The organism is Pseudomonas sp. RL (assembly GCF_000647775.1).
Lineage (GTDB): Bacteria > Pseudomonadota > Gammaproteobacteria > Pseudomonadales > Pseudomonadaceae > Serpens > Serpens flexibilis.
In genome coordinates this window covers 37,821-58,219 of record NZ_JBOY01000066.1, presented here as the reverse complement: position 1 = coordinate 58,219, position 20,399 = coordinate 37,821, and the positions used below count along the sequence as shown (strand labels likewise).

Genomic DNA, 20,399 nt, shown 5'->3' with positions numbered 1-20,399 from the left:
CGATATACTTTCCAGCCGTTAACCGACTTCATGGCGAGGAAACTTTTCCGCCGGTTGTCACTGTGTCCGTCATCCCAATCAATGTTTATCGCAAACAGGTAACTCGTGACCAAAGAAGAGCTGCGTGCCGAACTCGAACGCCAGGCCAACCGATATAAGGATGTGTACGGCGGAGAAGTGATCACCTACGCCGCCCAGCCGGACCCGGGCCGCAAGCCCTGGCGAAAGAAATCCACCGTTTCCGACCAGGTTTTCCAGCGCGAACTGGAGCGCATGGAAAAGGACCTGCGCAAGGCCGCCGAGGAGCAGGCTGGCAAAACCAGCAACTGATTCAGCGTTTGCCACTGCCACGCAGCGAACCCAGCAGGCCGCGCACCAGTTGCCGCCCCAGCTGGCTGGCCGTTTGCCGTACGGCACTTTGTACCGTGCGCTGCAGGAAGTCACCCAGCATATCGGTCACCGGCGGCGCGGATGCGCTGCTCGCTTCCTTCACCCGGGCCGCATCGTCTGCCCGTTCCGCCAGCAGTTCGTAGGCCGACTCGCGATCCAGGGTTCGTTCGTAACGACCGGCCAACGCCGAGTCACTCAGCAGCCGGGCGCGTTCATTCTCGCCAAGCGGACCGATGCGCGATTGCGGCGGCGCGATCGCCACGCGCTGCACCGGTGCCGGCGTGCCCTTCTCGTCCAGCGTACCCACCAGCGCCTCGCCGATGCCCAGCTCGGTCAGTGTCGCCAGGGTGTCGATGTGCGGGTTGGGGCGAAAGCCCTGGGCCACCGCCCGCAGGGCCTTCTGCTCGCGCACCGTGTAGGCGCGCAGCGCGTGCTGGATACGCAGGCCCAGCTGGCCGAGCACGGTATCCGGCAGATCACCGGGCGACTGGGTGACGAAATACACCCCGACGCCGCGCGAGCGGATCAGCCGCACCACCTGTTCCAGGCGCTCCTGCAAGGCACGGGGCGTGTCGTTGAACAGCAGGTGCGCCTCGTCGAAGAACAGCGCCAGCAGCGGTCGCTCGGCGTCGCCACGCTCGGGTAGTTGCTCGAACAGTTCGGCCAGCAGCCAGAGCAGGAAGGTCGCATAGACCCGCGGGGCGTCATGCACCAGTCCCCGGGCATCCAGCAGGTGAACCATGCCGCGTCCATCGGCGGTCGGGCGCAACAGGTCTTCCAGTTGCAGGGCCGGCTCGCCGAACAGCGCCTCGGCGCCCTGCTGCTCCAGGCTGGCCAAGCGGCGTAGCAGCGCCTGGGCGGAAGCCCGGGTGAACAGCGCCGCATCCTCGCCCAGCGCCTGCGGATTGACCTGGAGGTAGTTCAGCAGGGCCTTGAGATCCTTGAGATCGAGCAGCAGCAGGCCTTCCCGGTCGGCGACCCGATAGGCCGCGTACAGCGCGGCCTGCTGGCTGTCGGTCAGCTCCAGCAGGTTGCCGAGCAGCAACGGGCCGATTTCGCTCAAGGTGGTGCGCAGCGGATGACCGCTGCGACCCTGGATATCCCAGAGCGTTACCGGATAGGCCTTCGGCTGGTGCGCCAGCCAGGGCATGCTGGCAATGCGTTCGGCGACCTTGCCAGTCGGCTGGCCGGCCACACCCAGGCCGCACAGGTCTCCCTTGATGTCGGTGGCGAACACCGCCACGCCGGCATCGCTGAAGTTTTCCACCAAGCGCTGCAAGGTGACGGTCTTCCCGGTGCCGGTGGCGCCGGCGATCAGCCCATGGCGGTTGGTCAGGCGCAGCGGCTGGCCGACTGGCTGGCCGGTCGGGTCGCTGCCGAGCAGGAAGGAGAGGATATCGGACATGGCGGGCGCTCGCGGCGATGCATTCGCTTCTGAACGTAGCCCACCGGCCCGGATTCCTCGCGGGCCTGCCACGCAAAAAAGAAAAGCCCCGCACAAGGCGGGGCTTTCAATACAGCGCTTGGGACCGGTCGGCTTACATCATGCCGCCCATGCCACCCATGCCGCCCATGTCGGGCATGGCCGGAGCCGGCTTGTCTTCCGGCAGGTCGGCCACCACGGCTTCGGTGGTGATCATCAGGCCGGCGATGGACGCGGCAGCCTGCAGCGCGCTGCGGGTCACCTTGGCCGGATCGAGGATACCCATCTCGATCATGTCGCCGTACTCGCCGGTCGCGGCGTTGTAGCCGAAGTTGCCGGAGCCCTGCTTGACCTTGTCCAGCACCACGGATGCTTCGTCACCGGCGTTGGTGACGATCTGGCGCAGCGGCGCTTCGATGGCGCGACGCAGGATGTTGATACCGGCGTCCTGCTCCTCGTTGACACCCTTGAGGCCAGCGATGGCGCTCAGGCAGCGCACCAGGGCCACACCGCCGCCGGGCACCACGCCTTCTTCGACGGCCGCACGGGTAGCGTGCAGGGCGTCTTCGACGCGAGCCTTCTTCTCCTTCATTTCGACTTCGGTGGCTGCGCCAACCTTGATCACCGCAACGCCGCCCGCCAGCTTGGCCAGACGCTCCTGCAGCTTTTCCTTGTCGTAGTCGGAGGTGGTTTCTTCGATCTGCTTGCGGATCTGCGCCACGCGAGCTTCGATGTCGGCCTGCGCGCCGGCACCGTCGATGATGGTGGTGTTTTCCTTGGACAGGACCACGCGCTTGGCGTTACCCAGGTGCTCCAGGGTGGCGCCCTCCAGGCTCAGGCCGACTTCTTCGCTGATCACGGTACCGCCGGTGAGGATGGCAATGTCCTGCAGCATGGCCTTGCGGCGATCGCCGAAGCCCGGCGCCTTCACGGCAGCAACCTTGACGATGCCGCGCATGTTGTTGACCACCAGGGTGGCCAGGGCTTCGCCTTCCACGTCTTCGGCAACGATCAGCAGCGGACGGCCGGACTTGGCCACGGCTTCCAGCACCGGCAGCAGCTCGCGGATGTTGGAGACCTTCTTGTCGACCAGCAGCAGCAGCGGGTTGTCCAGCTCGGCCACCATGGTGTCCGGCTTGTTGATGAAGTAGGGCGACAGGTAGCCACGGTCGAACTGCATGCCTTCGACCACGGACAGTTCGTTCTCCAGGCCCGAGCCTTCTTCAACGGTGATCACGCCTTCCTTGCCAACCTTGTCCATGGCTTCGGCAATGATGTTGCCGATGGAGTCGTCGGAGTTGGCGGAGATGGTGCCTACCTGGGCGATGGCCTTGCTGTCGGCGCAGGGCTTGGACAGGTTCTTCAGCTCGGCGACCACGGCAGCGGTGGCCTTGTCGATGCCGCGCTTGAGGTCCATCGGGTTCAGGCCGGCAGCCACGGACTTCAGGCCTTCGGTGACGATGGCCTGGGCCAGCACGGTGGCGGTGGTGGTGCCGTCACCGGCCTGGTCGTTGGCGCGGGAGGCCACGTCCTTCACCAACTGGGCGCCGATGTTCTCGATCTTGTCCTTGAGTTCGATTTCCTTGGCGACGGACACGCCGTCCTTGGTGATCAGCGGCGCGCCGAAGCTGCGCTCGAGCACCACGTTGCGGCCCTTCGGGCCGAGGGTGGCCTTGACCGCGTCGGCCAGGGTGTTGACACCGGTGAGCATCTTCTTGCGGGCGGAATCACCGAACTTTACGTCTTTGGCAGCCATGTTCTTTCCTCGAATTCGTTACAGGGATGAATGCGTAAGCGGGTATCAGCCTTCGATGACGGCGAGGATCTCGTTCTCGCTCATCACCAGCAGTTCTTCGCCGTCAACCTTGATGGCGTTGCTGCCGGAATAGGGGCCGAACACCACCTTGTCACCGACCTTCACGGCCAGCGGGCGAACGTCTCCATTGTCCAGAATGCGACCAGCGCCTACGGCAACGACTTCACCGCGGTTCGGCTTCTCGGCGGCCGAGCCCGGCAGCACGATGCCGCCAGCGGTTTTGCTTTCTTCTTCGCTGCGACGGATGACGACGCGGTCATGCAGGGGACGAAGTGCCATTGTCGATTTCTCCCAAGTAGTTGCTTGCAGCCGGTGAACCCACCGACCCGTTAGTGATTCCGGCGAGGCCGGAGCGGTCGCGCCCCTGGCGCGCCGCGAAAACTGCTCTGCCGAAGCAGAAACCTTGCGGTGACAGCTAGATAGGGACAGGCAAGCGCATTTCAAGGGCGGGGATGAAGAAAATTTCACCCCGGAGGAACGTCAGCGGTCGTGGCGCTTGTACTCGCCGTCGATGACGTTGGTGCGCTGCGACTGGCGCGCTGCCAGGTCATCGGCGAAGGCGCGCTGACGGCGCGCCTGCTCCTCGGCCTTCTGGCGCAGCTTGCGCAGCAGCAGGTTGCGGGTCATCGGCAGCAAGCAGACCACCGCCAGCACGTCGCTAATGAAACCGGGGAACAGCAGCAACAGTCCACCGACGGCCAGCATAAGGCCTTCGAGCATGGCGGCTTCCGGCATCTCGCCCCGCGCCAGGCGCTCGCGGGCGCGCAGGGCCATGGCCGGTCCGGCCACGCGGATCAGCATGACGCCGAGAATGCCTGCGCCGATGATCAGCAGGAGCACGCCCAGCACCCCGATGGAGCCGCCGACCTTGATCATCACGGCCAGTTCGAGCAGGGGAAACAGCAGGAACAGCAACAGAAAGACACGCATCACAACTTCTCTGAAAGGGGAGCAACGCTCCGAATGCCCATTAGATGACGGTGCGGGGCCGGGAATTCAACCGCTGCGTTCGTCCCGTTCCGGCCATTGCGCGGCCCGCGCCAGCTGCACCAGGGCCTGACGAACCTCCAGCGGACTGTTACAGGATGTTGGGAACGGAAGCCAGTGCAGCCGCGACCCGACGCGCAGGTGGAAACCCTCGGCATCAATGCCGACCATCTCCGCAGCCTCCCCCGGAATGCCCGCCAGGGACAGGTAATGGCCGATCGCTGCGGCGTGATCGCGGTTCATGTGCGCCAGCATGCCCTGCTCCACCTCGCCAGCAAAGGGATTGGCCTGGGAAACGGCCTCCAGCCAGTGAATCGACCCGAAGCCGCCGATAAAGCGCCAGCGCACCGGCTCGAGCACCCAGAAATCGAAGTCATGGATGCGGTGGTAATCCCGCGACTGGGGAAAATAGAGGTAGTAGCGCGCGGCGGCCGCCTCGATGGCCCCTTCTTCATTCAACTGCCGAGCCTCGGCAAGCAGGGTCAGCCGGCCGGCGGCCTGAATATCCTCGGCATCACGCTCGCCGATCAGCAGCGAACAGCGCCCATCGGCCTGCAAATTGTGGGTGTGCTGAGCGATGCGGCTGATCAGCAGCAGCGGCCGCCCGTCGGCATCCAGGCAATAGGGCACGACGGAACCGAACGGGAAGCCCGGCATCTTTTTGGAGTGGGTGGCCAACATGCCACGGTATTCCTTGAGCAGCAGTTCTCGGGCATGCTTCGCGGCCTTGGCACTCATTTCGACTCCTCGCTGAACCCGTGGGAAACGGATGGGGAGGCCCAGCATAGCCGCTGGCCACCCGCGCGAGGCAACCACCCGCAGTACTTCAAGGGGCACAACATGGAACTCAAGGACAAAGTCATCATCATCACCGGCGGCGGTCAGGGCCTGGGGCGCGCCATGGGCGAGTACCTGGCGGCCCGCGGCGCCCGGCTGGCGCTGGTCGACCTCAACCAGGAGAAGCTGGACGAGGCCGTGGCGGCGTGCCAGAAGGCCGGTGGCGAAGCGCGCGCCTACCTGTGCAACGTGGCCAATGAAGAGCAGGTCACCGGCATGGTCGCCCGGGTGGCTGCCGACTTTGGCGCCCTGCACGGCCTGGTGAACAACGCCGGCATCCTGCGCGACGGGCTGACCATCAAGGTCAAGGACGGCGAGCTGAGCAAGATGAGCCTGGCCCAGTGGCAGTCGGTGATCGACGTGAACCTGACCGGCGTGTTCCTGTGCACCCGCGAGGTGGCGGCCAAGATGATCGAGCTGAAGTGCCAGGGGGCGATCGTCAACATTTCCTCGATCTCCCGGGCCGGCAACATGGGCCAGGCCAACTACTCGGCCGCCAAGGCCGGCGTGGCGGCCGATACCGTGGTGTGGGCCAAGGAGCTGGCGCGTTACGGCATCCGCGTGGGCGGTGTTGCGCCGGGCTTCATCGAGACCGAGATGGTCGCCAGCATGAAACCCGAAGCCCTGGCCAAGATGACCTCGGGCATTCCGCTGCAGCGCCTCGGCCAGCCGAAGGAAATCGCCCACTCGGTGGCCTACATCCTGGAGAACGACTACTTCACCGGTCGCATCCTGGAGCTGGACGGCGGCCTGCGCCTGTAATCCCGTCCTCCCGCTGCCGGCTCCCGCGGAGCCGGCACATCACCAGCCGACGCCAACCCCGAACAGGTAGCGCTGCTCGTTCAGGCGGGCATTGTCCTTGCCGCCCTTGACCATGTCCTTCTCGGCGCGCACGTTCAGCCACGCCCAGTCGGTGACCCGGTAGCGAACCCCCGCCTCGGCGTCCAGCGAGTAGTCGGCCACGCTGTCCAGCGGCTTGCCGACCTCGCCCTTGCTGTACAACTCGAAGCGCTTGCCCAGCAGGTAGCGGTTGTACTGCCATTTCAGCCCCACCGACAGAAAGCTGTCGTTCTCACCGTTGGCATAGTCGTAATCGCTGCGGTTGATCAGCGAGGCCAGCGAGAAGGCGCCCAGCTCGTTGTCCCAGAACTGGTAACCGGGGCCGCTACCCAGCTGGCGCTGGCGCTCGATGTCGCCGAGGTTGTCGCGCTGGTAGTCGAAACGACCCTGCCAGAACCATTGATCGCTGACGAAATGGTCGAGCGCGTACTCCAGGTCGTAGTTGTCCTCGACCTCGACGTCATTGCTCAGCTCGCGGTTGTACTCGGCCCCGGCATTGTGCCGCCAGCGACCGTGGCGGGCCGACGTGGCGAGCTTGACGTTATGGTCTTCCGTCTGGCTCGCGCCATCCTTGTAGTTGAAGGCCACATCCACCGAGCCCTTCCAGCTCAGGTCGGTGAGCAGCGGCTTGGGCCTGAGGATCTGCTGGATGCTGGACAGCGGCACGGTCCGCGGGCGCTCGCCGTTGGCCAGGGTCACATGGCCCTCCTCGGCACTTTGCAGGGAGCGGGCGACCTCGCCCTCGTAGCGGCTCTGCTTGACCATCACCGCCTGGTCGCTTTCGAGGGTCGCCACGCTCGACCAACTGATCGACAGCTCGCCACTGTACGGCGTCTGGAGAACCAACTTGCCACCGTCGAACGCCTTGATAATGCCGGTCAGGCGATCGCCATTCTTCAGCCAGACGGTATCGCCCAGCGCGGGCAGCGCGCAGCCCAGCGCGACTACGCATACAACACTTCGGAACAACGTCATCGGAAAACTTCGTCAAAATCTCTGCACAAGCGCGGCATTATCCTGCCTTGAGCGAGACGACGCACCCCCGACCGACGGGCGTAGCCGTTCGTCCCCCTGCCCGCTGTCACGAGGCCCGCATGACCGAACCTGAATTCGATACGCCCCAGCCCCGCCGCGAAGCGCTCTATGCCGTCCTTGCCCAGGTACCGGCCGGCAAGGTGGTGACCTATGGCCAACTGGCCCAGCTGGCGGGTCTGGGACGCGCTGCGCGCTGGGTCGGACGCACCCTGGCGCAACTGCCGGACGAGACGCGCCTGCCCTGGCACCGGGTGCTGGCTGCGGGCGGACGCCTGAGCCTGCCCGCCGGCAGCCCGGCGGGCGACGAACAGCGTGCCCGCCTGCGTGATGAAGGCCTGCTATTGGATGGGAACCGCGTGGACTTGCGTCGGCACGGCTGGCATCCGGAGGAAAACTGCGGTTAGATGCAGCCTTCCTGACGCCTGCCTCACCCTTCCATGACCAAACGCACCTGGCGTGACGCCCTCGCCGCCTATGCCAGCCCGGCCACCCTGGCCCTGCTGCTGCTCGGCTTTGCCGCCGGCCTGCCCTACATGCTGGTGTTCGCCACCCTCTCGGTGTGGCTGCGCGAAGCCGGCGTGTCGCTGCAGGCCATCGGCTTCGCCAGCCTGATCGGCCTGGCCTACGCCTTCAAATGGGTGTGGGCGCCGATGCTCGACCAGTGGCGCCTACCCCTGCTCGGCCGCCTGGGCCGGCGCCGCTCCTGGCTGGTGCTGTCCCAGTGCCTGGTGATGCTCGGCCTGGTCGGCATGGCGTTGTTCGATCCGCAGCAGCACCTGGCCTGGTTGATCGCCCTGGCGGTGCTGGTGGCTTTCGCCTCGGCAACCCAGGACATCGCCATCGATGCCTACCGCCTGGAAGTCGCCGAGGACAGCCGCCAGGCCGCGCTGGCGGCCAGCTACATGGCCGGCTACCGGGTGGCCGCCCTGCTGGCCACTGCCGGCGCGCTGTACTTCGCCAGCTGGTTCGGCTCCACAGGCGGCGAATACCATTTCGGCGCCTGGCGTGGCACCTACCTGCTGTTCGCCGCGCTGATGCTGCCCGGCCTGCTGACCAGCCTGGTCATTCGCGAGCCGCAACCGTTGAGCCAGAATCAGGCACCGGCCCAGTACGGCCTGCACCGCCAGCTGCTGTCGGTCCTGGTACTGATCGTGCTGCTGGTCTCGGTTCCCGCGCTGTTCACCCAGCTGTACGACACCGAGTTCTCCCTGCTGGCCAGCAACCCCTTCGGCCTGCTCACCGACGATCGCGCCTTCCTGCGCGCCCTGCTCTACGGCCTGCTGATCGCCGCCTGCCTGTCCGCCGTCGGACGGCGCAGCCTGGCGCCAGTACTCACCCCGGTCAGCGATTTCGTGGTGCGCTATCGCTGGCAGGCGCTGCTGATGCTTGGCCTGATCGCCACCTATCGCATGTCCGATACGGTGATGGGCGTGATGGCCAATGTGTTCTACATCGATCTGGGCTTCAGCAAGGAACAGATCGCCAGCATCAGCAAGCTGTTCGGGCTGGTGATGACCCTGCTCGGCGCCGGGGCTGGCGGCCTGCTGATCGTGCGTTTCGGTATCCTGCCGATCCTGTTCGTCGGGGGCGTGGCGTCGGCGGCCACCAACCTGATGTTCGCCCTGCTCAGCAGCATCGGCCCTGACCTGAAGATGCTGATGGTCACCATCAGTTGCGACAACTTCAGCGGCGGCCTGGCCACCGCAGCCTTCGTGGCCTATCTGTCGAGCCTGACCAATCTCAAGTTCTCCGCCACCCAGTACGCCCTGCTGAGCTCCATCATGCTGCTGCTGCCGCGGCTGGTGGGTGGCTATTCGGGCGCGCTGGTCGAGCGCCACGGCTACCAGGACTTCTTCGTCATCACCGCCCTGCTGGGCATTCCCACGCTGATCCTCATCGGCCTGCAATGGGGCCGGGACCGGCGCCATGCGCAGGCGGTCGCGACGACCGAATCCGAGGCGCGCCAATAAACGAAAAGGGCCGGTTGAACCGGCCCTTTTTCCTCAATCACGGAAGTTGGTGAACTGCAGCGGCATGTCGAAGCTCTGCCCGCGCAGCGAGGCGATGACCTCCTGCAGATCGTCGCGCTTCTTGCCGGTGACCCGCACCTGCTCGCCCTGGATGGCCGCCTGGACCTTGAGCTTGGCGTCCTTGATGTGGGCGACGATCTTCTTGGCCAGCTCCTTGTCGATGCCCTCGCGGAACACCACGTCCTGCTTCATCACCTTGCCGGACGCGTAGGCATCCTTCACTTCCAGGCACTGCACGTCGATCTTGCGCTTGACCAGGCTGCTCCGCACGATCTCCAGCACCTGCTCGAGCATGAACTCGGCCTCGGCGGTGATCGTCAGCTCCTTGTCCTTGCTCTCGATGCTGCATTTGCCGCGCAGGTCGAAGCGCCGGTCGATCTCCTTCACGGCGTTGTCCACGGCATTGGTCAGTTCATGCTTGTCCAGTTCGGAAACCACGTCGAACGAGGGCATGGGAATCCTCCAAAAGGTTGTCGCGACCGGCTTCACGGAACGAAACGCGGCTGGCTTGACGGTTGAAAAGGGCCGGTCATTATAGCCGCACAAACCGGCCCCCGTGCCGTACCGCCAACGAGCCTGCCGATGCCCAATCCTCAAGTCAGCATTCTGGTGGTGGACGACACCAAGTTCTCCAGCGCCCTGATCGGCCGCGCCCTGACCCAGGCCGGCTACCGCGACGTCCGCTTCGCCAGCAGTGCCGGTGAAGCCCTGCGCCAGCTGGAGGAACGCCCGGCGGGCATCCTGCTCGCCGACTGGCTGATGCCGGAAATCGATGGCCTGGAGCTGACCGCCCGGGTCCGCCAGCAGGACGAGATGTCCGATCACTACACCTACATCATGCTGCTCACCGGCCGCGAAGGCGAAAGCGATCTGGGCGAGGCCTTCGCACGCGGCGTGGATGATTTCATCAGCAAGGCCAAGATCCATGAACAACTGATCCCGCGCGTGCTGGCCGGCGACCGGCTGTGCAACACCCTGCAGCGCCTGCTGCAGGAAAACCACCAGTTGACCCAGAGCTTCACCAACCTCGAGCAGCGCAATCAGGTGGACCCGCTCACCGGCCTGGGCAACACCCGCTGCCTGCAGCTCAAGCTCGCCGACTGCCTGCGCGAGCTGGAAAGCCGTGGCGGGGCCTTCTGTTTCCTGCTGATCGGCGTGCCGCAGCTGCCAGGGCTGCGCGACCGACATGGCGAGGCGCTGTATCGCGAACTGCTGACCGGTATCGCCCGGCGCCTGCAACAGCTGGTCCGCCCGCTGGATGTGCTCGCCCGCCTGGATGATGGCCATTTCGCCCTGATCGCCCTGCTCGACCGTCTGGAGGAAGGCGCGGTGAACAGCTTCCGGCGCCTGGCCGACAACCTCAACCGCCAGGCCTTCCGGACCCGCGACGGCGCCTTCGAGCTGCACGCGGACATCGCCCTGCTGGGCGTGGACAGCCGCGCCCTGCCACAAACGCCCGACCAGTTGCTGGCCCAGGCCAGCGAACTGCTGGCGCAGAACAGTCCGGAAGGCGAGATGCGCATCCGCCAGCTGGGCTGACACACGGGCTGCATTTGGCTATCGTCCGGGCTTTTCCGCCACAGGCCCTTTTCCCATGACCTGGCATATTCTCGGCGCCGGCAGCCTCGGCAGTCTCTGGGCCACGCGCCTGGCGCGCGTCGGCCTGCCGGTGACGCTGTTGCTGCGCGATGCCGAACGGCTGGCCGCCTACCATGACGCGGGCGGCCTGACCCTGGTCGAGAACGGCAGGGAACAGCGCCTGGCGATTTCCGCCCAGACTGTCGATGCCTCTGACCCCATCCGGCGCCTGCTGCTGGCCTGCAAGGCCTATGACGCGCTGGCCGCCGTGGACGCCATCGCCCACCGACTGACCGCGGATGCCGAACTGATCCTGCTGCAAAACGGCCTGGGCAGTCAGCAGCAGGTGACCGAGCGGCTGCCGGGCGCGCGCTGCATCCTGGCCTCCAGCACCGAGGGCGCCTACCGCGACGGCCCGTTCCGGGTGGTGTTCGCCGGGCGCGGCACCACCTGGCTGGGCGACCCGTATCATCCGGCCCCGCCCGCCTGGCTTGCCGAGCTGACCCAGGCCGGCATCCCCCACGCGTGGAGCGACCAGATCCAGAGCCGTCTGTGGCGCAAGCTGGCCATCAATTGCGCGATCAATCCGCTGACGGTGCTGCACGATTGTCGCAACGGCGAGCTGGACGCCCACCAGGACGAGGTCGCCGGGCTCTGCACGGAGCTGGGCGGCCTGCTGCACGCCTGCGGCCAGGACGAGGCAGCCGCGGGGCTGTTCGAGGAGGTGCAGCGGGTCATCCAGGCCACTGCCGCCAACAGCTCCTCGATGCGCCAGGATGTCGGCGCCGGACGACGGACCGAGATCAGCTACCTGCTCGGCCATGCCTGCGCCGAGGGCCTCAGGCAGGGCGTGCCCCTGCCGCGGCTGACCGCACTGTTGCAGAGCCTGCAGGCCCATCTGCGCGCGCGCGGATTGCCCGATACCTGAAGCCCCGCTACCCTGCCCGAACCGCAACCTGTCGCGAAATCACCATGAGCCTGCAACGGCGCCTGGACAACCTGCCGGTCGGCCGGAAACTGCTCGCGGCCCTGCTGGTGCTGCTGGCTACCGTGCTGCTGGTAGCCAACCTGACCTTCATCAGCGCCGCCTACTGGATTTCCCAGCAGAGCGTCACGCCCCAGGCCATGCATACGCTCGGCCAGTTGGCCGCCACGCCCGCCTTGAGCCAGCAGGCGCTCGCCTCGCCGCAGGCCGCCGCCGAGTTGCTGGGGCAGCTGCACAGCTACCGTCCATTGCGTGCTGCCGCACTGTTCGACGGCCAGGGGCGCCGGCTGGCGCAGTTCGGCGAGGACGACGCCCTGCAGTTGCCCGCCCACCTGTCCCAGCTGCAGGCCTGGCGCAACGGCCAGTTCCACACCCATCAGTTGACCGCGCTGCCGCAACCCCAGGGACCTTCCGGCCATTTGCTGCTGGTGGCCTCCAGCGAGATTCCCGGCGCCTTCTGGACCGGCACACTAAGCGCCAGCGCGGCGATCCTGGCGCTCAGCCTGCTGTTCTGGCTGCTCATCGACCGCCAGGTACGCCGCCTGGTGACTCGCCCGCTGCGCAACCTGGAAGAGCTGGCGCGCCAGGTGACCCGGCAGGAGAACTATGCGCTGCGCGCCGCACCCGGCAACCGCGATGAGCTGGGCAGCCTGGCGGAAGCCTTCAACACCATGCTGTCGCGCATGCAGGCCCGCGAACAGCAGCTCAAGCGTACGCGCGACGAGGCTCGCGAGGCGTTCGATCGCGCCCACTCGCTGGCCGAGGAAACCCGCCACTCCAACCGCCAACTGGAACTGGAAGTGCAGGTACGCGGCAAGATCGAGCGCCAGCTGACCGGCTTCCAGAACTACCTGAACAGCATCATCGACTCCATGCCCTCGGCGCTGATCGCCCTGGACCAGGACCTGTTCGTCACCCAGTGGAACAAGGAAGCCGCGCGTCTCTCCGGCACCAGCCTCGAACAGGCCCTCAACCAGCCGGTACTGATGGCCTTCCCGCAGCTCAAGCCCTACCTGGCACAACTGCAGGAAGCGGTCGAGCAGCACCGGGTGGCACGCATCGAGCGGGTCGCCTGGCCATTGGGCGACGAGCTGCGCCACTACACCCTGACGGTCTATCCGCTGGCCGGCGGCGCCGGTCGGGGCGTGGTGATCCGCATCGACGACATCACCCAGCGCCTGGCGCTGGAAGAAGCGATGGTGCAATCGGAGAAGATGCTGTCGGTCGGTGGCCTGGCGGCCGGCATGGCGCACGAGATCAACAACCCGCTGGGGGCGATCCTGCACAACGTGCAGAACATCCGCCGACGGCTGTCTGCCGACCTGGAGCGCAACCGTCAGCAAGCGGAGGCCTGCGGGGTCGATCTGGAAGCGGTCACCCGTTACCTGGATGCGCGGGAAATCCCTCGACTGCTGGATGGCATCCAGGGGGCCGGCACCCGCGCCTCGCGCATCGTCAGCCACATGCTCAGCTTCAGCCGGCGCAGCAATCGCGAAATGGCGCTGGCCTCGTTGCCGCAGTTGATCGACCAGGCTGTGGAGATCGCCGGCAACGATTTCGACCTCAGCGAAGGTTTCGACTTCAAGGGCCTGCGCATCGAGCGCGATTTCGACCCCGAACTGGGCAAGGTGCCTTGCATTGCCAACGAACTGGAGCAGGTGCTGCTCAACCTGCTGAAGAATGCCGCCCAGGCCATTCACCCGCGCGACGACGGCCGCATCCTGATACGCACCCGCCTGAGCCCCCCCTGGGCGGAAATCCAGGTCGAGGATAACGGCATGGGTATGCCCGAGGCGGTGCGCAAGCGTATCTTCGAGCCCTTCTTCACCACCAAGGAAGTGGGTGACGGCACCGGGCTCGGCCTGTCCGTTTCCTACTTCATCATCACCAACAACCACAAGGGCCAGATGGAGGTCGCCTCCATGCCCGGCCAGGGCACGCAGTTCACCCTGCGCCTGCCGCTGGCCGAACCGCCCACCAGCTCGGGACTTTGATTTCATATGGGATACCGCTTGTCCAAGATCTACACCCGCACCGGCGATGCCGGCGAGACCGGCCTGGCCGATGGTCGCCGGGTGCCCAAGGACCATCCGCGCATCGAGGCGATGGGCGAGGTGGACAGCCTCAACAGCCTCCTGGGTGTCCTGCTGGCCGAACTGGACGAAGCGCAGGAGCGTCATCCCGGTCTCGGTGAGCTGAGCGAGGTGCTCGCGCCGTGCCAGCATCGCCTGTTCGACCTGGGCGGCGAGCTGGCGATGCCCGAGTACCAGGCGCTGGATGCTGGCGAAATTGCCCGCCTGGAAGACGCTATCGACCGCTGGAACGAGGAAGTCGGTCCGCTGGAAAACTTCATCCTGCCTGGCGGCTCGCGGCTGATTGCCCAGGCCCATCTGTGCCGCAGTGCCGCGCGGGCGGCCGAGCGGCGCTGCCAGACCCTGAACGGCGAGGAGCCGCTGCGCAACGAGCTGCTGGCCTACCTGAACCGCCTGTCCGACCTGTTGTTCGTCGCTGCGCGGCTGATCGCCCGGCGCCAGCACGTGGCGGAGATCCTCTGGCAGGCGGCCGCCAAGCCGGGCGTATGACGCCGTTGCCGACAACGTACTGAAACGAGAAAGGCCGACATGCTGTCGGCCTTTTCGTTTGCACCGTTCGATCAGTCGCGCACGTTCTGATACAGCATCAGTCGTGCCGCCTCGTACAGCCCGCGAGTCAGCTCGCGCAGGCGCTCGAACTCGTCCGGATGCTCCTGCGCTACGTCTTCCAGCGGCTGCTGGGACGCCAGATCGTGCAGGGTCGGATTGCTGCCGTCGTGGTTCATGCGCAGCAGGAAGTCCTTGGTGATGCCGCCAAACACGGGGAACGTGCCTTCGTGCAGCATCAGCGGAACCACGCGCTCCCCTTCAGGGGTCGGTTGCAGGATGTCGCGGCCCATGGTGCCGGTTTCATACGGGATACCCAGCAGGCCCATCAGCGTCGGCCACAGATCCGAAAGCCCGGTCGCTTCCTCGAACACACGCGCAGACAGGTACTTGGGCGCATGGATGAGCATCGGCACGTGGTTGCTTTCGATGCCCAGCTTCTCGAAGGCCGGCGGCATGTGCGGCAACTGGGTGATGCGGGTGTTGTGGTCACCGAACATCACGAAGATGGTGTCCTCGTACCAGCCCCCGGCCTTGGCGATTTCCATCAGCCTGCCGATGTTGAAGTCCAGCAGACGCACCGCCTCGTACTGGGCCTTGGTCACCGAGCCGTATTCACGCACCTGCTCTTCGGTGAGCTCGCTGATCTGGAAGCCGTCATTGTCCTTCGGAATGGTGAAGGGACGATGGTTGCCGGCGGTCTGGATGTAGGCAAAGAAGGGTTTGTCCTTCGGCACCGCGCGCAGCAGTTCGTCACCTTCCTTGAACAGGCTCAGGTCAGAGATCCCCCAGACGTCCACCTGCGGCGACTTCCAGTAGCTTTCCTCGTACAGACGCACGCCATCGATGCTCTGGCGCACCAGCGCGTTCATGTTCGCCCAGCCGGCGTTGCCGCCGATCATGTAGAACTTCTCGTAGCCCTCCAGCGCATTGACCAGGACCCGCTGGTTGACGATGAGCGGATTGCGCGTTGAGGTCTCCCCGCGGGACACGTCCGGAATGCCGGTGATGCTGGCCCACACGGTCTTGGCGGTGCCCACCGCCGGCACGTAGAAGTGCTTGAAGGTCCAGCTTTCCTCGGCCAGGCGGTCGATGTTCGGCGTGGGGTTGAGCGGGTTGCCGTGATGGCCCACCGCACTGGCACCCAGCGACTCCAGCATCACGAACACCACGTTCGGCTTGCGCTCGCCCAGCGCCAGCGCATGCGGCTGCACGTCCTGGCTGCGACGAAGATTGAGTGCCGCCGCGTCCGGCTGCTGGATACCGAAATAGTTCACCAGCAGTTCGTAGCGCTCGCGCACCGCCTCGGTATCGTAGGGCTGGAGGCTGACACTCGAAGTGTCATAGAGGAACAGCACCGGGTTCAGGCCCAGGGAGGCGACCTGGTTGTCACCGGAGAAGAACGCGTCGCTCCAGCGCAGCGGTACCGGGTTCTCCAGGTTGAGGTTCTCAAACCGGCCCAGCAGGCCGAAGAACACCAGCACGACCACCAGGGCGCTGCCCCATACCCGCGACCAGCGCTGGAGCGGACGCGCCGGACGGGCCAGGGTCACGCGCTCCAGGCGTACCAGGGCGAAGGTCAGCAGCCCCACCGAAACCACCCAGCCGAGGCTGATCCACACTACCGGGTAGGTCTGCCACAGCATGTCGCGGGAGATCTGCATATCACCCAGGAAGCGGAACACCGTGGCATTGATCCGCACGCCCAGATAGGCGTAGTGGCCGAAATCGATGATGTACACCAGCATCAGCACGGCCAGTGCCAGCGCCAGGTACAGGCGCGGCAACCAGCGCAGCCAGGGCAGGCTGGTCAGGTTCCAGCGCGGCAGCCAGGCCAGTACGGCCAGCGGCAAGGTCAGCAGGATGGCCAGACGCAGGTCAAAGCGCAGGCCGATGCCCAGGGTTTCGGGCACCGCGCCGTTATCGGTCAGCGCACTGCTGTCCAGGCCGGAGAAGCCGAAGAAGAACACCATCCGCAGGACGGCGAACCACAGGAAGAGTATTGCCACGACGCCGAAGCAGTAGTGCAAGCGGCGGGACTGCAGCCAATCCATCATTTCACCTCAAGACCAACCAACGCCGGCCAAAGCAGCCGGCGGTAAACATGCGAAAGCCCCGCGCAGGCGGGGCCGGTATCGTTCAGCGAGCCAGTTCTCGCGGGCCGGCACGCCTGAATCGCCGCACCCCATGACCCAGCAGGGCGAACCAGCAATACAGGGCAACAAAGGGGTCGAGCAGGTAATCCCAGTAGTTCTCCGAGGCCAGCAGGTCGAGGCCGAAGGCCAGGGTGGCCAGGCTCAGCAACAGGGTGCCCAAGAGATTGCCACTCACCAGCAGCGCCAACGCCAGCACGCCAACGGCGAGGATCATGGGCTGGGGGCTGAATCCCAACCGGTAGGGATCGAAGGGGCCGATGCCCAGGGCGGCAGGATAGAGGATCAATCCAAGCGCACCGAACACTATCAACAGCGTAAAGCGCTGACGAGCCGCCAGCGGCGCAACCAGCTCCAGGCGAACCAGCGCCGCCCAGACCAGCGCCAGCAGGCCGACAACGGAGGGCTCGGGGATCAGCGTACGCACGTAGAGCGCCAGCGGCAGCTCACCCACCGGCACGAAACCAAGCACGAGGAGCCCAGCCAGCACCGCCAGTTGCAGTGGCCAGGGGCGGCCGCGCAGCGGCAGCAGCAGAAACGCCAACAGGGCGAAGCAGAGGTGGATATGCCAGAAGTCGAGGGTCACAGTTGCTGCTCCAGCCAGGCGTCATTGAAGCTCACGTGCTTGATGAACGAGTGGTTCCAGGAATACACGAGGTGGTAACGGCCGTCGGCCCCGCGAATCACGTAGGGATAGTCGTACTCCAGGTTGCAACGCCCGCGCTTGCAGACGCGCCGATCGTGGCGCTCAAGCAAGGCATCCAGATCAGCATCACCGAGGTCTGCGCGAGCCTGTCGGTACTCGGCACGCAGCAGGCTCTGGTAGGTCGCCTCGTCCACAGGGTCGCCTTCCGGATCGGGGGACTCGTCCAGATCCATCAGCGGCGTCCATTGCTGCAGCTCGGCATCGGCCCCGTACAGACTGAGGCGGAAGCGGCCCTCGGTCAGGTCGTTGAGCGCCACCAGCAGACCGTGGCGGGGGGTGACGATCGCCGCCAGTGACGAGTTGGGGTTGTTCGGCGCCAGTGGCACCGGCGCGCTCCAGGTCTGGCCACCGTCCTCGGTACGGCTGGCCAGTACGCGATGCAGTTCATCACCGGCGTAACGCAGCATCGCCACCGCACGCTGTCCGTCCAGCGGCACAACGGTCGGCTGCAGGGAATGATTGCCATGACTGATGCGGAACTTGTCCACCACTTCGCCGTTGCGGTCCAGGTACAGGTACTCGGCGAACTTGCCCAGAAACTCGTGATAGACCGGCAGACCAATCGAGCCATCGGCATGGACGACCGGCGCGCCACGTACCAGCGTGCTGATATTCAGGAACGGCGAGGTAACCAATTGCCGTGGAGTGGACCAGGTGTTGCCGAGGTCATCGGAGAACATGGCATTGATCGAGCTGGCAGCCCAGCCACCGATGGAAACCGATACATAGAACATCCACAGGCGCTCATCCGGAGTGACCACCACCACCGGGTTGCCCAGCTTGCGGATGTGCTTCTGCAATCCGCGCTGGGTGGATTCCCGGGTAGCCAGGATCATTTCCTCACCCCAGGTACCGCTGCGGACATCGAAACGTGCACCGCGGATCTGTACATCGGCGGCGCCTTCGCGCGATCCGGCGAACCAGACCGACAACAGGTCACCGTTGGGCAGCGCGGTGATCGCCGAGGCGTGCGCAAAATTCTGCAGGTTCGAAGACGCGAAGCGCGACTCGAACACCGGCTGCTGATCTCCTGCCAGAGGAACAACCTGCGTCTGGGGCAACGCAAAGCCGGCCAGTTGCGGTTGCGGCTTGCTCTGCCAGGCGAAGGCGAATACCGCCGCCAGGCCCAGGCCACCCAGGGTCAGGGCAAGTCTTTTGAAAGTGTGTGGGTTCATGACACGTCCATAGATCGAGACTACTGCTCGCCTCGACGCACACCGGCCAGACCGAAGCGACGCGCAACGGTCGGCGGCTTGGCAGAATCTTGGCGGCACCGGGCATCCGCTGCGCCGGATACAAGAATCAGGCCAGCGGCCAGAATCCGCGGATGCCGGCGACGCCCTGCGCTCCGATGTTCCGCGCCTGTGCCCGATGTTCGTGGGACAGCCCGCCCAATACGAACACCGGGCAGGTGCAGCGCTCGGTCAGTTCACTTGCCATGCCCCAGCCCAGCGGCTCGGCGTCGGGGTGGCTGAGCGTGGGCAGAATCGGGGACAAAGTGACAAAATCCACACCCATGCGCGCCGCCAGCGCCAACTCCTCGGCGCTGTGGCACGAGGCGGCCAGCCAGCGCTCGCGGGGAAACGGCCGACCGTTGGGGGCGTAGCGGCGCAACTGCTCCGCGGTCAGATGCCAGCCCGCCGCCGGAAAGTCGCCCAGCCACTCAAGTGGCCCCTTGAGCATCAGCTGGGCACGCCCGGCGCACAGCCCCAGGGCATCCAGGGCCAGATCGCGGTAGGCAGGATCGAACATCGACGGCGCGCGCAGTTGAACCAGACGTACGCCCTGCTCCACCGCCAGGCGCAGCCCGCGCAGCAGCTCGTCGGGCGCAAGCCCGTCGGGCGTGATCAGGTAGCGGTCGGGCAGACGGGCCGCCGCCACGATCGGCCGATTGGCGGCAGGAAATTCGTATTCAGGCAGATCCTGCGGACGCACCCAGGCCAGGGGCTGGCCTTCGGCTCCGTGGGGTTCGCCGTCGAAAGCGGTCACTTCCCAGACATCCAGCAGCACCTGCTTGTCGGGGTAATCGTGGTGGATGCGGATCAGCGGCCGGGCGGCGCGAACCTGGATGCCCAGCTCCTCCTGCAGCTCTCGGCCGAGCGCGGCCTCGGCCGTCTCGCCGGGCTCGATCTTGCCGCCGGGGAACTCCCACAACCCGCCCTGGTGCTTGTCGAGCGGGCGCCGGGCGATCAGCACCCGGCCATCGCCGCCACGGATCACTGCGGCGGCCACTTCAATACGCGTCACGTTCAGATCGTCTCCGTTTCCTGCAGCGCCGCCCGGTACCAGCGCTGGAAGGCCGGCCACTGATAGACGGTGGTGACATAGGTGGCCGCCTCGGCGGGCAGGTCCACCTGATAACTGTGAAAACGCGCCGCTACCGGCGCGTAGAAGGCATCGGCGAGACTGGCATGGCCGAACAGGAAGGGACCGTCCGCGCCGAACTGCTGCCGGCAATGCTGCCAGAGCGCGCAGACGCGGCGGATGTCGGCCTGCGCCTCCTCGGGAATGTGCTCCAGGCGGGCCTCGCGCTTGAGGTCCATGGGCAGATGCGTGCGCAGGGCGGCAAAGCCGCTGTGCATCTCGGCGCACACGGAACGGGCCACCGCCCGGGCATATTCGCCGCGTGGCCACAGATAGGCCTCCGGGAAGCGCTCGGCCAGGTATTCGCCGATGGCCAGGGAGTCCCAGACCGGGCCGAAGTCGGTGAGCAGCACCGGCACCCGGCCACTGGGCGAGTGTTCGCCGATGCGCTGCGCGGTCTCCGGCTGGCGCAGGGGAATGCGCCGCTCCTCGTAGGGTTCGCCGGTCAGTTCCAGGGCCAGCGCCGCGCGCAACGACCAGGACGAGTAGTTCTTGTTGCCGATTACCAGGGTCAGGGACATGGAAGCACCTCTCTAGTCGCCGGGAGGGTTGCTCGCCCCATCCCGGCGCTGGATGGGCACGGACTGACTCAGGCCGAGCCAGGGTGGCTCTCACC

Annotated in this window: 20 protein-coding genes; 8 read left to right on the top strand and 12 right to left on the bottom strand. The window is 65.9% G+C overall.

Going from position 1 to position 20,399, the window contains the following annotated elements; translation table 11 throughout:
• Positions 1–105 precede the first annotated feature (105 nt).
• Positions 106–330, top strand: a complete 225-nt coding sequence (locus AS93_RS0111660; RefSeq protein WP_027590778.1) for a hypothetical protein — start codon at positions 106–108, stop codon at positions 328–330.
• Between the two features lies 1 nt (position 331).
• Here AS93_RS0111660 and AS93_RS0111655 read toward each other — a convergent pair whose 3' ends face one another.
• From AS93_RS0111655 to AS93_RS0111635, 5 genes are all read right to left on the bottom strand, one after another.
• Positions 332–1,795 carry a helicase HerA-like domain-containing protein gene (locus tag AS93_RS0111655; RefSeq protein ID WP_027590777.1) on the bottom strand — a complete coding sequence of 488 codons (1,464 nt, stop codon included), beginning with the start codon at positions 1,793–1,795 and terminating at the stop codon, positions 332–334.
• Positions 1,796–1,928: 133 nt separating this feature from the next.
• On the bottom strand, positions 1,929–3,569 hold the full coding sequence (gene groL / locus AS93_RS0111650) for a chaperonin GroEL (protein WP_027590776.1): 1,641 nt from the start codon (positions 3,567–3,569) through the stop codon (positions 1,929–1,931).
• 45 nt (positions 3,570–3,614) lie between these two features.
• Positions 3,615–3,908 carry a co-chaperone GroES gene (locus AS93_RS0111645; RefSeq protein ID WP_027590775.1) on the bottom strand — a complete coding sequence of 98 codons (294 nt, stop codon included), beginning with the start codon at positions 3,906–3,908 and terminating at the stop codon, positions 3,615–3,617.
• 201 nt (positions 3,909–4,109) lie between these two features.
• Entirely contained in the window at positions 4,110–4,559 is a 450-nt protein-coding gene (locus AS93_RS0111640) for an FxsA family protein (protein WP_027590774.1), read from the bottom strand.
• Positions 4,560–4,625: 66 nt separating this feature from the next.
• Positions 4,626–5,354 (bottom strand): HugZ family protein, encoded by a 729-nt coding sequence (locus AS93_RS0111635; RefSeq protein ID WP_027590773.1) that lies wholly within the window; start codon positions 5,352–5,354, stop codon positions 4,626–4,628.
• 102 nt (positions 5,355–5,456) lie between these two features.
• Between AS93_RS0111635 and AS93_RS0111630 the strand changes: the two genes are divergently transcribed.
• On the top strand, positions 5,457–6,215 hold the full coding sequence (locus AS93_RS0111630; RefSeq protein WP_027590772.1) for an SDR family oxidoreductase: 759 nt from the start codon (positions 5,457–5,459) through the stop codon (positions 6,213–6,215).
• Positions 6,216–6,254: 39 nt separating this feature from the next.
• Here AS93_RS0111630 and AS93_RS0111625 read toward each other — a convergent pair whose 3' ends face one another.
• Positions 6,255–7,268 carry a DUF481 domain-containing protein gene (locus AS93_RS0111625; protein ID WP_027590771.1) on the bottom strand — a complete coding sequence of 338 codons (1,014 nt, stop codon included), beginning with the start codon at positions 7,266–7,268 and terminating at the stop codon, positions 6,255–6,257.
• 119 nt (positions 7,269–7,387) lie between these two features.
• Between AS93_RS0111625 and AS93_RS0111620 the strand changes: the two genes are divergently transcribed.
• On the top strand, positions 7,388–7,732 hold the full coding sequence (locus AS93_RS0111620) for an MGMT family protein (protein ID WP_027590770.1): 345 nt from the start codon (positions 7,388–7,390) through the stop codon (positions 7,730–7,732).
• 33 nt (positions 7,733–7,765) lie between these two features.
• Positions 7,766–9,298: an AmpG family muropeptide MFS transporter gene (locus AS93_RS0111615; protein ID WP_027590769.1), complete on the top strand. Its 1,533-nt coding sequence runs from the start codon at positions 7,766–7,768 to the stop codon at positions 9,296–9,298.
• Between the two features lie 33 nt (positions 9,299–9,331).
• Here AS93_RS0111615 and AS93_RS0111610 read toward each other — a convergent pair whose 3' ends face one another.
• Positions 9,332–9,811 (bottom strand): YajQ family cyclic di-GMP-binding protein, encoded by a 480-nt coding sequence (locus AS93_RS0111610; protein WP_027590768.1) that lies wholly within the window; start codon positions 9,809–9,811, stop codon positions 9,332–9,334.
• A gap of 129 nt (positions 9,812–9,940) precedes the next feature.
• On the opposite strand from AS93_RS0111610, the gene AS93_RS19265 reads away from it, so the two are divergent.
• Genes AS93_RS19265 through AS93_RS0111590 form a run of 4 tightly spaced genes read left to right on the top strand, consistent with a single transcriptional unit; the run spans position 9,941 to position 14,503 of the window.
• The gene (locus AS93_RS19265; protein ID WP_051587455.1) at positions 9,941–10,897 is read left to right on the top strand and encodes a response regulator; all 957 of its coding nucleotides are present in this window, start codon (positions 9,941–9,943) and stop codon (positions 10,895–10,897) included.
• 55 nt (positions 10,898–10,952) lie between these two features.
• Entirely contained in the window at positions 10,953–11,864 is a 912-nt protein-coding gene (locus AS93_RS0111600) for a putative 2-dehydropantoate 2-reductase (RefSeq protein ID WP_027590767.1), read from the top strand.
• 44 nt (positions 11,865–11,908) lie between these two features.
• Entirely contained in the window at positions 11,909–13,915 is a 2,007-nt protein-coding gene (locus AS93_RS0111595; protein WP_027590766.1) for an ATP-binding protein, read from the top strand.
• A 6-nt stretch (positions 13,916–13,921) separates the two neighbouring features.
• Entirely contained in the window at positions 13,922–14,503 is a 582-nt protein-coding gene (locus AS93_RS0111590; protein ID WP_027590765.1) for a cob(I)yrinic acid a,c-diamide adenosyltransferase, read from the top strand.
• A gap of 71 nt (positions 14,504–14,574) precedes the next feature.
• Here AS93_RS0111590 and AS93_RS0111585 read toward each other — a convergent pair whose 3' ends face one another.
• The 5 genes from AS93_RS0111585 to AS93_RS0111565 form a co-directional block, all read right to left on the bottom strand.
• On the bottom strand, positions 14,575–16,614 hold the full coding sequence (locus AS93_RS0111585) for an alkaline phosphatase family protein (RefSeq protein ID WP_027590764.1): 2,040 nt from the start codon (positions 16,612–16,614) through the stop codon (positions 14,575–14,577).
• Positions 16,615–16,699: 85 nt separating this feature from the next.
• Positions 16,700–17,299 (bottom strand): hypothetical protein, encoded by a 600-nt coding sequence (locus AS93_RS0111580; RefSeq protein ID WP_027590763.1) that lies wholly within the window; start codon positions 17,297–17,299, stop codon positions 16,700–16,702.
• The gene (locus AS93_RS0111575) at positions 17,296–18,594 is read right to left on the bottom strand and encodes a sialidase family protein (protein WP_051587454.1); all 1,299 of its coding nucleotides are present in this window, start codon (positions 18,592–18,594) and stop codon (positions 17,296–17,298) included. The genes AS93_RS0111580 and AS93_RS0111575 overlap by 4 nt, the downstream gene beginning before the upstream one ends.
• Positions 18,595–18,721: 127 nt before the next feature.
• Positions 18,722–19,666 carry a Nudix family hydrolase gene (locus AS93_RS0111570; protein WP_027590761.1) on the bottom strand — a complete coding sequence of 315 codons (945 nt, stop codon included), beginning with the start codon at positions 19,664–19,666 and terminating at the stop codon, positions 18,722–18,724.
• Between the two features lie 2 nt (positions 19,667–19,668).
• Complete coding sequence (locus AS93_RS0111565) at positions 19,669–20,304, bottom strand: glutathione S-transferase family protein (protein ID WP_027590760.1); 636 nt, start codon at positions 20,302–20,304, stop codon at positions 19,669–19,671.
• Positions 20,305–20,399 lie beyond the last annotated feature (95 nt).